The organism is Micromonospora sp. RV43 (genome assembly GCF_001029515.1).
Classification (GTDB): Bacteria; Actinomycetota; Actinomycetes; order Mycobacteriales; family Micromonosporaceae; genus Micromonospora; species Micromonospora aurantiaca.
Genome location: NZ_LEKG01000203.1, coordinates 1 through 13186 on the forward strand (window position 1 = coordinate 1; position 13186 = coordinate 13186).

Genomic DNA, 13186 nt, shown 5'->3' on the forward strand with positions numbered 1-13186 from the left:
GAGTGAGGTGGTGGGGCCCGTCGGCGGGCCTATGCGGGAACTGCTTCGGGTGGGGCCGGGCACTGTCGATCTGGCGGCTGTCGATCCTCGGTCGACGCCGGGCCTACCGGTGGCGGCCGGGCACGGGCCGGCGCGCAAGGAGTGGGCGCGGGCCCAGGTCGAGCTGATCGGCGCGGAACTGGGGCGGCGGCAGGAGATGCTGTACGCCTCCGCGCAGGGCGCCGCCGGGCCGGGCGGCGCCACCAGCGCGCCGGCGCAGGCGGACGCGGGGCTGGACGGCGACCGGCCGCGCCGGGTGCTGCTGGTGCTCCAGGCGATGGACTGCGGTGGCAAGGACGGCACGGTCAAGCGGGTGGCGGGCGCGATGAACCCGCTCGGGCTGCACATCCGCTCGTTCGGGCCGCCGACCGAGGAGGAGTTGCGGCACGACTTCCTGTGGCGGGTACGCCGGGCGCTGCCGCCACCCGGGTACGTGGGCGTGTTCAACCGCTCCCACTACGAGGACGTGCTCATCGCCCGGGTCGAAGGGCTGGTCGACGAGGCGACCTGGCGGTCCCGGTACGCGATCATCAACGACTTCGAGCGGGAACTGACCGAGCAGGCGGTCACAGTGGTGAAGGTCATGCTGCACATCTCGTACGCCGAGCAGGGCGAGCGACTCATGGAGCGGCTCACCGACCCGACGAAGTTCTGGAAGTTCAACCCCAGCGACCTGGACACCCGGGCACGCTGGGGCGACTACCAGGACGCGTACGCCGAGGCTCTGGAGCGTTGTGGCACGGACGCCGCGCCCTGGTTCGTGGTGCCGGCGGACCGCAAGTGGTACCGGGACTGGGCGGTCGCCCACCTGCTGCGGGAGACGTTCGGCGGGTTGGATCTGGGGTATCCGCCTGCCGATTTCGACGTCGAACGGGAGCGTGACCGGTTACGGAGCCAGCGCCGTCCGTGATCAGGTGAACGGAAGGTGAACGAGCGGTGAATCGGGCCTGACCAGGGGTGGGCCGATCGAAAGTGGGTTCGGCGCGGTCCCTAGCATGCGCAGAGCAGACGCCCGGGGGGCGACGGCCACCCTTCCACCGACACGACGAGGTCCGTGCTGTGAAGTTTTCCTTCCGTCCCACCGAGGGCGCCTTCTACGAGCTCTTCACCAGGGCCGCGCAGAACCTGGTGAAGGGGACCGAACTGCTCAACGAGCTGGGTCTGCCCGGTGCCGACGTGCAGTCGATCAGCGAGCGGCTGACCGACATCGAGCACGACAGCGACCAGATCACGCACGAGCTGTACAAGAAGATCAACTCCACGTTCATCACGCCGTTCGACCGGGAGGACATCTACCGGCTGGGCTCGCTGCTCGACGACGTGATGGACCACCTGGAGGCGGTCGGCAACCTGCTCTACCTGTACGGCCTGACCAAGCTCCCGTCGCTCCCGCGCGAGCTGCACGAGCTGGTCAACGTGCTCGACCTGCAGGCCAAGCTCACCGCCGAGGCGATGCCCCGGCTGAAGTCGATGAAGGATCTCGAGGACTACTGGATCGAGTGCAACCGGCTCGAGAACGACGGCGACCAGGCGTACCGGATGCTGCTGGTCCGCCTCTTCTCCGGTGAGTACGACGCGCTCACGGTGCTGAAGATGAAGGAGGTGGCCGACGAGCTGGAGGCCGCCTGCGACGCCTTCGAGCACGTCGCCAACACCGTCGAGACCATCGCGGTCAAGGAGTCCTGATCCAGTGACACCCGAACTCATCGCCGTGCTGGCGGTGATCGCGGTCGCCATGGCGTTCGACTACACGAACGGCTTCCATGACGCGGCCAACGCGATCGCCACCAGCATCTCGACCCGGGCGCTGACCCCCCGGATCGCGCTCGCGCTGGCCGCCGTCGGCAACTTCGTCGGCGCGCACTTCGGCGCCGGGGTGGCCAAGACGGTCGGCGACGGACTGGTGACGTTGCCGACCGGGGTGGAGAGCCTCGGCGTGGTCTTCGCCGGCGTGCTCGGCGCGATCATCTGGAACCTGATCACCTGGTACTTCGGCCTGCCGTCCTCGTCCTCGCACGCCCTCTTCGGCGGCCTGGTCGGCGCCACCCTGTTCGCCGCCGACGGCATCGTCCAGTGGGGCACCATCATCGAGAAGGTCCTCATCCCGATGGTGCTCTCGCCGGTGGTCGGCCTGATCCTCGGCTTCCTGATGATGCTGGCGATCATGTGGCTGTTCCGGAAGGGCCAGCCCGGCAAGCTCAGCCGTGGCTTCCGGTGGGCGCAGACCGCGTCCGCCGCCGCCATGTCGGTCGGCCACGGCATGCAGGACGCCGCCAAGACCATGGGCATCATCGTGCTCGCGCTCTACACCGGCGGTTTCCAGGAGAGCAAGACGCACATCCCGGGCTGGGTCTTCTGGACCTCCGCCGCGATGCTGGCCGCCGGCACGTACGCGGGCGGCTGGCGGATCATCCGGACGCTCGGCCGGAAGATCATCGACCTCGGCCCGGCCGAGGGCTTCGCAGCCGAGACCGTGGCCAGCGCGGTGCTCTACTTCAACGCGCTGGTGCTGAAGGCACCGATCTCCACCACGCACACGATCACCTCGGCGATCATGGGTGTGGGCGCGACGAAACGGCTCTCCGCGGTGCGCTGGAACGTGGCGGGCAACATCGTGATCGCCTGGATCATCACGTTCCCGGCCGCCGCCGCGATCGCCTGCCTCGCGTACCTGCTGGTCCGGCCTTTGTTCTGAGTGACCTGACGCCGAGGGGTTCCCCGCCGTGGCGGGGGACCCCTCACGCGTAGGAGACGCCGATCCGGGCCTTGATGTCGTCGATCAGGCCCATCACCTCGAGCGTGGCGGAGTGCGGGACCAGCGGGCTCTCGGTCAGCCCGGCTGCCAGGCAGCGCTGCACCTCGATCGCCTCGTACTGGTAACCGCCGCCGGTCAGGTCCGCCGGGATCGTCTCCGGCTCGGCGCCGGCCCGATGCAGCACCACGTGCGCGGGCCGGAAGAACAGCTCGGGCAGGTCGATCCGGCCGGTCGTACCGGTGATCGACGCGGAGATCTCGGTCGCCCCGACCATGCCGCAGCTGAGCGTCGCCACCGCGCCGGAGTCCCAGCCGAGCACCATGCCGGTGTTCTCGTCCACCGCCTCCGGGGTCAGCTTGGCCCACGCCTGCACGTGCTGCGGCACGCCGAGCACCAGGTGGGCCAGGCTCAGCGGGTAGACGCCGAGGTCCAGCAGCGCGCCGCCGCCGAGCGTGCGGGCCCGCATCCGGTGCTCCGGCGGGAACGGGCCGGCCACGCCGAAGTCCGCCCGTACGTGCGTCACCTCACCGATCGCGCCGTCCCGGATCAGCTCCAGCACCCGCAGGGTCAGCGGGTTCGTCCGCATCCACATGGCCTCCATGAGGAACAGCCCTCGGGCGCGGGCCGTCTCCACCAGCTCGGTGGTGGTCGGCAGGTCCAGCGTGCACGGCTTCTCCACCAGCACGGCCTTGCCGCCGGCCAGGCAGGCGAGCGCCGCCTCGTGGTGCGCGGCGTGCGGCGTTGCCACGTAGATCGCGTCCAGGTCCGGGTCCGCGGCCAGTTCCGCCCACGAGGCGTACGCCCGCGGCACGTCGTGCCGGCGCGCGAACAGTTCGGCGCTCTCCCGGGTACGCGAGCCGACCGCGACCAGCTCGGCGTCCGGCACCAGCCGCAGATCCTCGGCGAAGCGGGCGGCGATGTTTCCGGTGGCCAGGATTCCCCAACGCGTCATGCCCGGCACGCTATCCCTTCCTGCTCCGGGGCCGGCAGGGTGATCCACCCGTCGGGATGTCAGGCGGTGCCGTGGGTGTCGGCGGCGGCCCGGGCGGCCCGTTCGATCGTCGCCCGACGTGCCGTCAGCGTCGGCTGGTCGGGTTCCAGGTGCGCGTACTCGGCCCATGCCCCGGTCGAGCCGTCGAGCTGCTCGCGCAGGATGTCGGCGTGCCCCGCGTGCCGATTGGTCTCGGCCACCACGTGGACCAGGATGTTGAACAACTTGACGTCCGGGCGGGGCCACCACGGCACGTGGCCGGGAGCGTCGACGGCGAGGGCGTCGATCGTCGCGTCCGCGTGCTCGGCCGCCCGCCGGTAGCGGCCGATCACCTCCTCGCGGGTCTCGTGCTCGGTCGCCCACATGTCGGTGCCGTCCGGATCCGGGTCGTCCCACCGGGGCAGCGGCTCCGGGAACGGCCTGCCGAACACCTCGCCGAAGTACCGGGCCTCCCCGAAGGACAGGTGCTTGACCAGGCCGAGCAGGTTGGTGCCGGACGCGGTCAGGGGACGGCGCACGTCGTACTCGGACAGCCCGTCGAGCTTCCACAGCATCGCCTCGCGGATCTGGCGCAGGTCGTTGTGCAGATACTGCTTCGCGAAGTCGTCGATCATAGGTCACCACCCTGCCAGTCGCGACCGGCGGCCGCTGCCCAGTGCCGGCGACGGTCCGGCTGGTTTGGCTGGTCCGGCCGGCCCGCACGACCGGGCGCGGCGAGCTGATGCCGCTTCGCGGCGAACACGTAGCGTGAAGAACGCGCAGAGTGACGGCTGCCGCCCGCCTCCTCGTCGAAGTCAGACGTCCAAAGGCGATCATCCGGACATAAGGCGGCCTTGGCGCGAGTTGGGCTGACCACCTCGCGCCCACTTTGCTCTGCAGCCTCATCCGCACCGCTCACGGACGGTTGCCGATGCGGATCTGGCTGCAGAGCAAAGGCGGCAGAGGGGTGCCTGTTGCTCGGGGCCGAAAACTACGCATCGTGACTAGACGGCGCGGTCGGGGAGTGTGGGTGAGGCGGCGTGCGTCTCGGCCCGGCCGCCCCCGGCCGGGCCGCCCGTCGCGAACTAGGCTCGGCGCATGACGATCGACGGCTTCGCCGCACCCCCCGCCCTGGTGGAGCACGCCCGCCGGTTCCAGGCCGAGGGCGCCGTACCAGCCGTACCCCGGGTCGCCGCCACCGTGCTGCTGCTCCGCCCGGCCGGCGACGGCTTCGAGGTCTACATGATCCGCCGGGTGGCGGCGATGACGTTCGGCGGCATGTACGCCTTCCCCGGCGGCGGGGTGGACCGCTCCGACTCGGAGGCGCACCTCGGCTGGGCCGGCCCGCACCCGGCGGCGTGGGGGGAGCGCCTCCGGCTCGACCCGGCCGCCGCGCAGGCGGTGGTGTGCGCCGCCGCCCGCGAGGTCTTCGAGGAGGCGGGCGTGCTGCTCGCCGGGCCGGACCCGGACACGGTGGTAGGCGACGTGAGCGGCGACGACTGGGAGACGGCCCGGCAGGACCTGGAGGGGCGGCGGGTCGGCTTCGCGGACCTGCTGGCCGGTCGGGGCCTGACGCTCCGGTCCGACCTGCTGCTGCCATGGAGCCGGTGGATCACCCCGGAGTTCGAGCCGCGCCGCTTCGACACGTACTTCTTCGTGGCCCTGCTGCCCGAGGGGCAGCGGACCCGGGACGTCTCCGGCGAGGCCGACCACACGCTGTGGCTGCGCCCGGCGGACGCGCTGGCCCGGGCGGAGGCCGGCGAGCTGACCATGCTGCCGCCCACCATGGTCACGCTCGCCGAGGTCGCCGCCGCGGGCGACCTCGCCGGCGTGGCCCGCGCTGCGGCGGAGCGAGAGCCGGGTACGCCGATCCTGCCGCACATCGACGGCCTGGACGGTGCCGAGCCCCGCTTCCGCCTGAGCTGACCTCGGTCGGCGGTGTTAAGAGGGGCCCCTTCCTCTACCGGAGGCGTTAACAGGGGCCCCCTCCTTACACCTCAGCCGAAGCGGCCGGTGATGTAGTCCTCGGTCTTCTTCTGGCTCGGGTTGCTGAAGATCTTCTGGGTGTTGTCGTACTCGATCAGGCGCCCCGGGTCGCCGGTCTTCTCGATCGAGAAGAAGGCGGTCCGGTCCGACACCCGCGCGGCCTGCTGCATGTTGTGCGTGACGATGATGATGGTGAACTTGTCCTTGAGCTGGAACATCAGGTCCTCGATGGCCAGCGTGGAGATCGGGTCCAGCGCCGAGCAGGGCTCGTCCATCAACACCACCTGCGGCTCGACAGCGATGGTGCGGGCGATGCAGAGCCGCTGCTGCTGACCGCCGGACAGGCCCGCGCCGGGCTTGGCGAGGCGGTCCTTCACCTCGTCCCACAGGTTCGCCGAGCGGAGCGCCCGCTCGGCCGCCTCCTCCAGGATCGACTTGCGCCGCACGCCGTTGAGCCGCAGGCCCGCCACAACGTTCTCGAAGATGCTCATGGTGGGGAACGGGTTCGGCCGCTGGAAGACCATGCCGATCATCCGGCGGACCGCCGTGACGTCCACGTCTCGGTCGTAGATGTCCTGGTCGTCGATGGTGAGGCTGCCCTCGACCCGGGCGCCGGGCAGCACCTCGTGCATCCGGTTGATCGACCGCAGGAACGTGGACTTGCCGCAGCCGGACGGCCCGATCAGGGCGGTGACGGTCTTCGGCTCGACGGTCAGGTTGATGTTCTCGATCGCCTTGAACCCGCCGTAGTAGGCGGTCACGTTCGTGGCTTCGATGCGCTTGGCCATGGTGGCGGTACCTCCGGGGTTCATCGGCCGAGCCGGTTACGACGGGCCAGCAACTTCGCCGCGACGGTGAGGACGAGGACGAGGGCGACCAGGGTCAGCGCCGCGGTCCACGCCCGTGCCGGCGAGTACTTCGACGCCTCGCCGGCCTGCTGGTAGACGAAGAGGGCCAGCGACGACTGGTTGTTCTCGAACGGGTTGAAGTTGATCGCCGCGCCGCCGCCGGCGACGAGCAGCACCGGGGCGGTCTCACCGGCGGCCCGCGCGATGGCGAGCATGATGCCGGTGACGATGCCGGGCAGCGCGGTCGGCAGCACGACCCGCAGGATGGTCTTCCACTTCGGTACGCCCAGGGCGTACGCGCCCTCGCGCAGCGGCGCCGGCACCAGCCGGAGCATCTCCTCGGTGGAGCGGACCACTGTGGGCAGCATCAGCACGCTCAGCGCCAGCGCGGCGGCGAAGCCGGAGAAGCCCGGCCGGCCGTCGTTGAACCACGGCGAGACGACCAGCACCCAGAAGGCCAGCACGAACAGGCCGGTGACGATCGACGGGATGCCGGTCATCACGTCCACGAAGAAGCGGATGGTGAACGCGAACCGGCCCCGGCCGTACTCGACGATGTAGATCGCGCAGAGCACGCCGAGCGGCACCGTGATCAGGGTGGCGATGCCCACCTGCTGCAACGTGCCGACGATCGCGTGGTACGCGCCGCCGTTGGCGTCCCGCGAGCCGATGTTGTTCATCGAGGTGCCGAAGAAGTTGGCGTCCAGCCGCTCGGAGCCCTTGCTGACAAGCGTCCAGACCACCGAGGCCAGCGGCAGCACCGCCAGCACGAACGCGGAGTGGATCAGCGCGCTCCAGGTGCGGTTGCGGGCCGACCGGCGGCCCTCCACCGCGTTCGCCGCGACGAAGAGACCGGCCAGGTAGAGCAGCGCGCCGACCACCACGACCAGGACCGGGCCGCCGATGCCGGCGCCGTACACGATGCCCGCCGCGAGCAGCAGCGCCGCGACGGCGATGGCCGGAGCGGCGTACGCGGGAAGACGCTTCGCCCGCAGCGTGGCCGGCTGGGCCGGCGGGCGCGGGCGGCGGGGGGTGAGGGTAGTGGTCATGCGGCCGACTCCGTGAACTCGCGCCGCCGGTGGATGATCGCCCGCGCGGTGATGTTGACGATCAGCGTGATCGCGAACAGCACCAGGCCGGAGGCGATGAGTGCGCCCCGGCCGGTGTCGTTCGCCTCGGCGAACCGGTTGGCGATGTTCGCGGCGATCGAGTTGCCGCCGCTCTGCAGGATGTTGAACGAGATGGCGTACGTGGAGCCGAGCGTGAGCGCCAGCGCGATGGTCTCGCCGAGCGCCCGGCCCAGGCCGAGCATCACCGCGGCGATGACGCCGGGCCGCCCGTACGGGAGGACCGCGGTGCGGATCATCTCCCAGCGGGTGGCGCCGAGCGCGAGCGCGGCCTCCTCGTTGGCGGTCGGGGTCTGCCGGAACACCTCGCGGGACAGTGAGGTGACGATCGGCAGCACCATGATGGCGAGCACCACCGAGCCGAGCAGGATCGAGTTGCCGTACGGGCCGTCGCCGAAGATCGGGATCCAGCCGAAGTACCTGTTCAGCCACGCGGACAGGTCGGCGACCGGCTGGGCGAAGTAGTCCCGGCCCCAGAGGCCGAACACGACGCTCGGCACGGCGGCCAGCAGGTCGATCAGGAAGCCCAGGGCGTTGCCGAGCCGCCGGGGCGCGTAGTGCGACAGGTACAGGGCGATGCCCAGCGCGACCGGCACCGCCATGAGCAGCGCCAGCAGCGAGCTCAGGACCGTACCGAAGGCGAGCGCGCCGATGCCGAACTGCGGCGGGTCGTCGTTCGGGAACCAGCCCTCGAACGTCCAGAACGACTCGGTGTTGGCCCGCAGCGCCGGGACGGCCTTGGCGATCAGGAAGATCGCGATGGCCGCGATGACCACCAGGACCGTGGTGCCGGCGGCCAGGGTCAGGCCGCGGAACGCCCGTTCCGCGCCGAAGGCGCGGGCCCGGGGGAGGGCGCCGCCGCCGCCGAGGCCACCGTCGGGGCGGCCCGGGTTACCGGGGCGCTCGGCCACACGCGCCGAGGCACCGGCGGGTCGCTCGTGACTCGTGGTCACGGGGTTCCCGCCGGTGCCGGCGTGGGCCGAGCGGTGAGGGGTGTCACCCATCTGCTCGCTCGCTTCGTGTTGAGGAGGTGTCGGTCAGAGCGTCAGGAGAGGCTCTTGACCGCGGCCTCGACCTTGGTGCGGACGGTCTCGGGCAGCGGCGCGTAGCCCAGCTCGACGAGCTCCTTCTGCCCCTCGGCGCTGGCGGCGTGGCCGAGCAGGCCCTTGACCAGCGGCAGCTTGTCGGCGGCGAGGCCCTTGCTGCAGACGATCTCGTAGGTCGCCAGGACGATCGGGTACGCCCCGGCCTCCTTGGTGTTGTAGTCGATCGACATCTTCAGGTCGTTGCCCTGACCCTCGAACTTGGCGCCCGCGATGGTCTTCCCGGCCGAGTCGCCGGTCAGCTCGACGAACTCGCCGTTGCCGTTCTTGATCTTCGCCATTTTCAGGTCGGAGTTCTCGGCGTACGACCACTCGACGTAGCTGATGGTGCCGTCGGTGCTCTTGACCTTGCTGGCCACACCGTCGGACTTGGCCGCGCCGACGCCGCCCGGGGCCTTCCACGCCTTGGAGTTGCCGAGCGTCCAGTCCGCCTCGGCGGTCTTGGAGAGGTACTTGGTGAAGTTGTCGGTGGTGCCCGACTCGTCCGAGCGGTGCACCGCCTGGATCGCGGTCGACGGCAGCTTGGCGTCCGGGTTGTCGGCCTTGATCGCCGCGTCGTCCCACTTGGTCACCTTGCCGGCGAAGATCTTCGCCAGGGTGGCCGGGCTGAACTGGAGGTTGTCCGCGCCGCTGACGTTGTAGACGACGGCGACCGGGCCGATGACCATCGGCAGGTTGAGCGCCTGGCCGCCGGTGCACTTGGCGTCGGCCTGCGGCTGCTCCTCCGGCTTGAGGGCGGAGTCCGAGCCGGCGAAGTCGGCGGTGCCGGCGATGAAGGCCTGGATGCCGGCGCCCGAGCCGCTCGGCTCGTAGTTGATCGTGGTGCCGGCGCACTTCTGCTGGTAAGCCTTGATCCACTCGGCCATGGCGTTCTTCTGGGCGGAGGAGCCCTGCGCGTTCAGCGTGCCCGTCGCGCAGTCCACCGCGGCGGCGGAACCGGAGGTGGAGGCACCGGCCGGCTCGTTGTTGTCCGAGCCGCAGGCGCTGAGACCGAGAACCGCGGTAAGAGCGAGACAGGCGATGGCGCCGTGCCGCTGGAGCTTCACTTGAGGGGTTTCCCTTCACGTCTTTGGTCAGGTCGCCCGGAGTGCCGGGGGCCGGCGCTGACCGGCTGACACGAAAGGTAGGAGGGCCAGGTGGACGGTTCGCCGGACGTAAGTGAACGCGCGGTGAACACGTTCAGCCGACGAGGTGGCCGTACGCTGAGGAGGGGTTGTCCATTTCGTGAACTAGCAGCCCGCTATCGCCTTTGTGGCGAATTTCCGGGGCCGGCGAGCGCTCAGCCGAGCTGGTAGTTGACGTGCGCGGACCAGTGCGCGAAGCCCAGCCGCTCGTAGAGCGCCACAGCGGCGGTGTTGCTCTCGTCCACGTAGAGCATCACCCGGTCCAGCCCGCGCTCGTCGCGCAGGTGGGTCAGGCCCGCGGCGGTGAGCACCCGGCCCAGCCCGCCCCGGTGCGCGGACGGGTCGACGCCGAGCACGTAGACCTCGCCGATGCGGGCCGAGCCCTGCTGCTCGTGCACCTTGGTCCAGTGGAAGCCGAGCAGCCGCCCGGTGGCGGAGTCGACGGCGAGCAGGAATCCGGCCCTGTCGAACCACGGCTCGGCGATGCGGACGCGCAGGTCGTCGAGCGTCCACTTGCCCTGCTCCGGGTGCTGGGCGAAGGCGGCGTTGTTCACCGCCAGCCAGGCCTCGTCGTCCTCGCCGGGGCGGAACGCGCGCAGCGTCACGCCCTCCGGTACGACCGGTGCCGGCAGCTCGGCGGTGAGCGGACGGCGCATCTGCCAGAGCACCCGCGCCCGGGAGAAGCCCAGGTCGACGGCCAGTGCGGCGGCCGACGGGTGGTCGCCGTGCGCCCAGGCGCGCAGCGGTCCGGACGCGGCGGCCACCACGCCACGGGCCAGCGCCCGGCCGGAGCCACGCCGCCGGTACGCCGGGTGCACGACCATCTCCACGCCGACTCCCTCGGCCGGGGCGGTGGTGTCGAGGTGCGCGTACCCGGTGAGGGTGCCCTCGGTGGTCCGGGCGGTGAGGTGCACGGCGGGCGCCTCGGGGTCGCGCAGCCGCAGCAGCACGTGCTCGTCGAGCGGGTCGGCGCCGTCGGCGTCACCGGCGGCGCGGGCCAGCGCCAGCACCTCGGCGACCTCGTCCGGCGTCAGCCGGTCCGCCCGGTCGATCCCGTCGGCCCCGGCACCACTCGTCGGCTCGGTGCTGCTCATCTGAGTCACGGTAGCGGCAGGCGGGCCGCGGTTCCCGTCGGACGACGACGGCGATCGGTGGCGCTCGTCACGGGCTGCCGACGGGCAGCGCCTCCAGCTCGAACCGGGCCAGCAGTTCGGGCAGGAGTTGCTGCAACGCGCTGACGGTGCCGGACCGGTCCCCGCCCGCGTCGTGCATGAGCACGATCGCGCCGGGCCCCATCTGCGAGCGGACCATCGCCTCGATGGTGGTGGCGCCCGGCGCCTTCCAGTCCGACGGGTCCACACTCCAGTGCAGCGGGGTGAGACTCAGGTCGGCGCAGGCCGACATGACGGACGGCGTCCAGGCCCCGCCGGGCTGGCGGTAGTACGCGATCCGCGCGTCGGGCGCGGCGGCCAGGATCGCGTCGTTCGTGCGCAGCAGGTCGGCCCGGATCGTCGCCGGGGCTCGCTTGCCCAGGTTGATGTCGTGGTTCCAGGAGTGGTTGCACAGCGTGTGGCCCTCGGCCACGATCGACCGGACCAGGTCCGGGTGGGCCTCGACGTTCTCGCCGACGACGCAGAAGGTCGCCCGTACGCCGTACTGGGCCAGCAGTGCGAGCACCTGCGGGGTCCAGCGGGGGTCGGGGCCGTCGTCGAAGGTGAGCGCGACCTGGGACGAGCCGGTGGCGACCAGGGCGCCGTACGGGCCGTCGCCGCCGGGCTCGACCGGTGCGGCGTCCGGCGCGGCGTCGGGGCTCGGCCGTGGGCTGGCCGTGCCGCCCGGGAAGTCGGTGCTGGGTGGCTGCTCGCCGTAGCGCGGCCCGTTGAGCGTGGTGGCGACTCCGGCGGCCGACGGATGCGGGTCGGGCACCAGGCTGCGGCCCAGCGCGAACGCCGATCCGAGCAGGCCGGCCAGTACGACTGTCACGAGCCCGGCGGCGCGCAGCGTGGAGCCCCGCATCAGCGGCACCGGCCGTTCGTCGCCCCCGTGGTCACCGCACGCACCGTCGCCCCCTTAGCCCGACAATTCCGGCAGCCAGAATATGGCTGACTGATCGGGCAAAAAGGGCATATAAGAAAAGTGCCCTCTAGTGGGGTGGGGCGTGGGCGGTCAGACCGGCAGCGGGGCGGGCTCCGGCTCCGGCAGCGAGCGCGATGGCGGGACGACGAACTTGTAGCCCACCTGGCGGACGGTTCCGATCATCGACTCGTACTCCGAGCCGAGCTTGGCGCGCAGCCGCCGCACGTGCACGTCCACCGTCCGGGTGCCGCCGAAGTAGTCGTAGCCCCAGACCTCGCGCAGCAACTGGTCCCGGGTGAACACCCGCCCCGGGTGCTGGGCCAGGAACTTCAACAGCTCGAACTCCTTGTACGTGAGGTCGAGCGGCCGGCCCTTCAGCTTGGCAGCGTACGTGTCCGGGTCGATGTTCAGCTCGCCGGCCCGGATCGAGCCGCCGGCGCCGGCGGTGGCGTTGCTGAGCCGGCCGACCGCGAGCCGGAGCCGGGCCTCCACCTCGGCCGGCCCGGCGCCGGCCAGGATCACGTCGTCGACGCCCCAGTCCGCGTTGAGCGCGATCAGCCCGGCCTCGGTGACGACCGCGACGAGCGGTACGCCGAGCCCGGTGGCGTGCAGCATCCGGCAGGTGGCCCGCGCCTCGCTCAGCTCGGAGCGGGCGTCCACCAGGACGGCGTCCGGGGTCGGGCCGGAGACCAGCGTGCGGACGTCGCGGGGTGCGGTGCGAACCGAGTGCGGCAGCAGGTCGAGTGCCGGCAACACCGCCGACGGCTCACCGGCCCGCGCGGTCACGAGCAGCAGGAGCTCCACGATCACCCTCCGTCCCGGCGGCCTTCCGGCCGCGCGCGACCAGCGACACGCCCGGGTGCGGGCGGCACTGTGAACTTGCGTGGGTCCCGGCGTCGTCGACGGGCGGGTAACGGCCTGAGCGTAACCGATGGACCGGCCGTCACCTTCGCGCGATTTACCGTTTGCCCTTTCTGCCCTCGATCGCGGCGCAGGTTTTAACGTCGTCGAAACCGGGACCTCCGCCGAGCCGCCCGGGTCTGGCACGATCGGGGCGTGTTTCCCTCCACCTCGCGCGACACCGGTCGTGAACCGTGGGCCGACGACCCGTCCGCCGGGCCGTCCGGCCCACGGTTCACGACCGGTGTCGCGCGAGGT

Annotated in this window: 13 protein-coding genes; 4 read left to right on the forward strand and 9 right to left on the reverse strand. The window is 71.3% G+C overall.

Annotated features, from left to right (window positions below):
* The 3 genes from ABD52_RS32605 to ABD52_RS32615 all read left to right on the forward strand — a co-directional run.
* Positions 1–949, forward strand: a 949-nt coding sequence (locus ABD52_RS32605; protein WP_368665026.1) for a PPK2 family polyphosphate kinase, incomplete at its 5' end; no start/stop codon positions are given.
* A 149-nt stretch (positions 950–1098) separates the two neighbouring features.
* Entirely contained in the window at positions 1099–1725 is a 627-nt protein-coding gene (locus ABD52_RS32610) for a DUF47 domain-containing protein (protein ID WP_013288834.1), read from the forward strand.
* Between the two features lie 4 nt (positions 1726–1729).
* Positions 1730–2734, forward strand: coding sequence for an inorganic phosphate transporter (locus ABD52_RS32615; protein ID WP_013288833.1), 1005 nt, complete (start codon positions 1730–1732; stop codon positions 2732–2734).
* Between the two features lie 43 nt (positions 2735–2777).
* Here ABD52_RS32615 and ABD52_RS32620 read toward each other — a convergent pair whose 3' ends face one another.
* Together ABD52_RS32620 and ABD52_RS32625 are read right to left on the reverse strand one after the other, a co-directional pair.
* Positions 2778–3746: a Gfo/Idh/MocA family protein gene (locus ABD52_RS32620; protein ID WP_047894264.1), complete on the reverse strand. Its 969-nt coding sequence runs from the start codon at positions 3744–3746 to the stop codon at positions 2778–2780.
* Positions 3747–3805: 59 nt separating this feature from the next.
* The gene (locus tag ABD52_RS32625) at positions 3806–4399 is read right to left on the reverse strand and encodes a DinB family protein (protein ID WP_047894265.1); all 594 of its coding nucleotides are present in this window, start codon (positions 4397–4399) and stop codon (positions 3806–3808) included.
* Between the two features lie 463 nt (positions 4400–4862).
* Between ABD52_RS32625 and ABD52_RS32630 the strand changes: the two genes are divergently transcribed.
* Positions 4863–5690, forward strand: a complete 828-nt coding sequence (locus ABD52_RS32630) for an NUDIX domain-containing protein (RefSeq protein ID WP_047894266.1) — start codon at positions 4863–4865, stop codon at positions 5688–5690.
* Between the two features lie 71 nt (positions 5691–5761).
* Here the strand turns inward: ABD52_RS32630 and pstB are convergent, their stop codons facing one another.
* From pstB to ABD52_RS32665, 7 genes are all read right to left on the reverse strand, one after another.
* Entirely contained in the window at positions 5762–6538 is a 777-nt protein-coding gene (gene pstB / locus ABD52_RS32635; RefSeq protein WP_013288829.1) for a phosphate ABC transporter ATP-binding protein PstB, read from the reverse strand.
* Positions 6539–6558: 20 nt separating this feature from the next.
* On the reverse strand, positions 6559–7647 hold the full coding sequence (pstA, locus tag ABD52_RS32640; RefSeq protein WP_047894267.1) for a phosphate ABC transporter permease PstA: 1089 nt from the start codon (positions 7645–7647) through the stop codon (positions 6559–6561).
* Positions 7644–8729 carry a phosphate ABC transporter permease subunit PstC gene (gene pstC, locus ABD52_RS32645; protein ID WP_013288827.1) on the reverse strand — a complete coding sequence of 362 codons (1086 nt, stop codon included), beginning with the start codon at positions 8727–8729 and terminating at the stop codon, positions 7644–7646. The genes pstA and pstC overlap by 4 nt, the downstream gene beginning before the upstream one ends.
* Positions 8730–8770: 41 nt before the next feature.
* Positions 8771–9874 carry a phosphate ABC transporter substrate-binding protein PstS gene (gene pstS, locus ABD52_RS32650; RefSeq protein WP_047894268.1) on the reverse strand — a complete coding sequence of 368 codons (1104 nt, stop codon included), beginning with the start codon at positions 9872–9874 and terminating at the stop codon, positions 8771–8773.
* A gap of 233 nt (positions 9875–10107) precedes the next feature.
* Positions 10108–11046 carry a mycothiol synthase gene (gene mshD, locus ABD52_RS32655; RefSeq protein ID WP_030272143.1) on the reverse strand — a complete coding sequence of 313 codons (939 nt, stop codon included), beginning with the start codon at positions 11044–11046 and terminating at the stop codon, positions 10108–10110.
* A 67-nt stretch (positions 11047–11113) separates the two neighbouring features.
* On the reverse strand, positions 11114–11968 hold the full coding sequence (locus tag ABD52_RS32660) for a polysaccharide deacetylase family protein (protein ID WP_047894269.1): 855 nt from the start codon (positions 11966–11968) through the stop codon (positions 11114–11116).
* A 150-nt stretch (positions 11969–12118) separates the two neighbouring features.
* A complete protein-coding gene (locus tag ABD52_RS32665) occupies positions 12119–12838 on the reverse strand; it encodes a response regulator transcription factor (RefSeq protein ID WP_176739763.1) in 720 nt (239 codons plus the stop codon).
* Positions 12839–13186 lie beyond the last annotated feature (348 nt).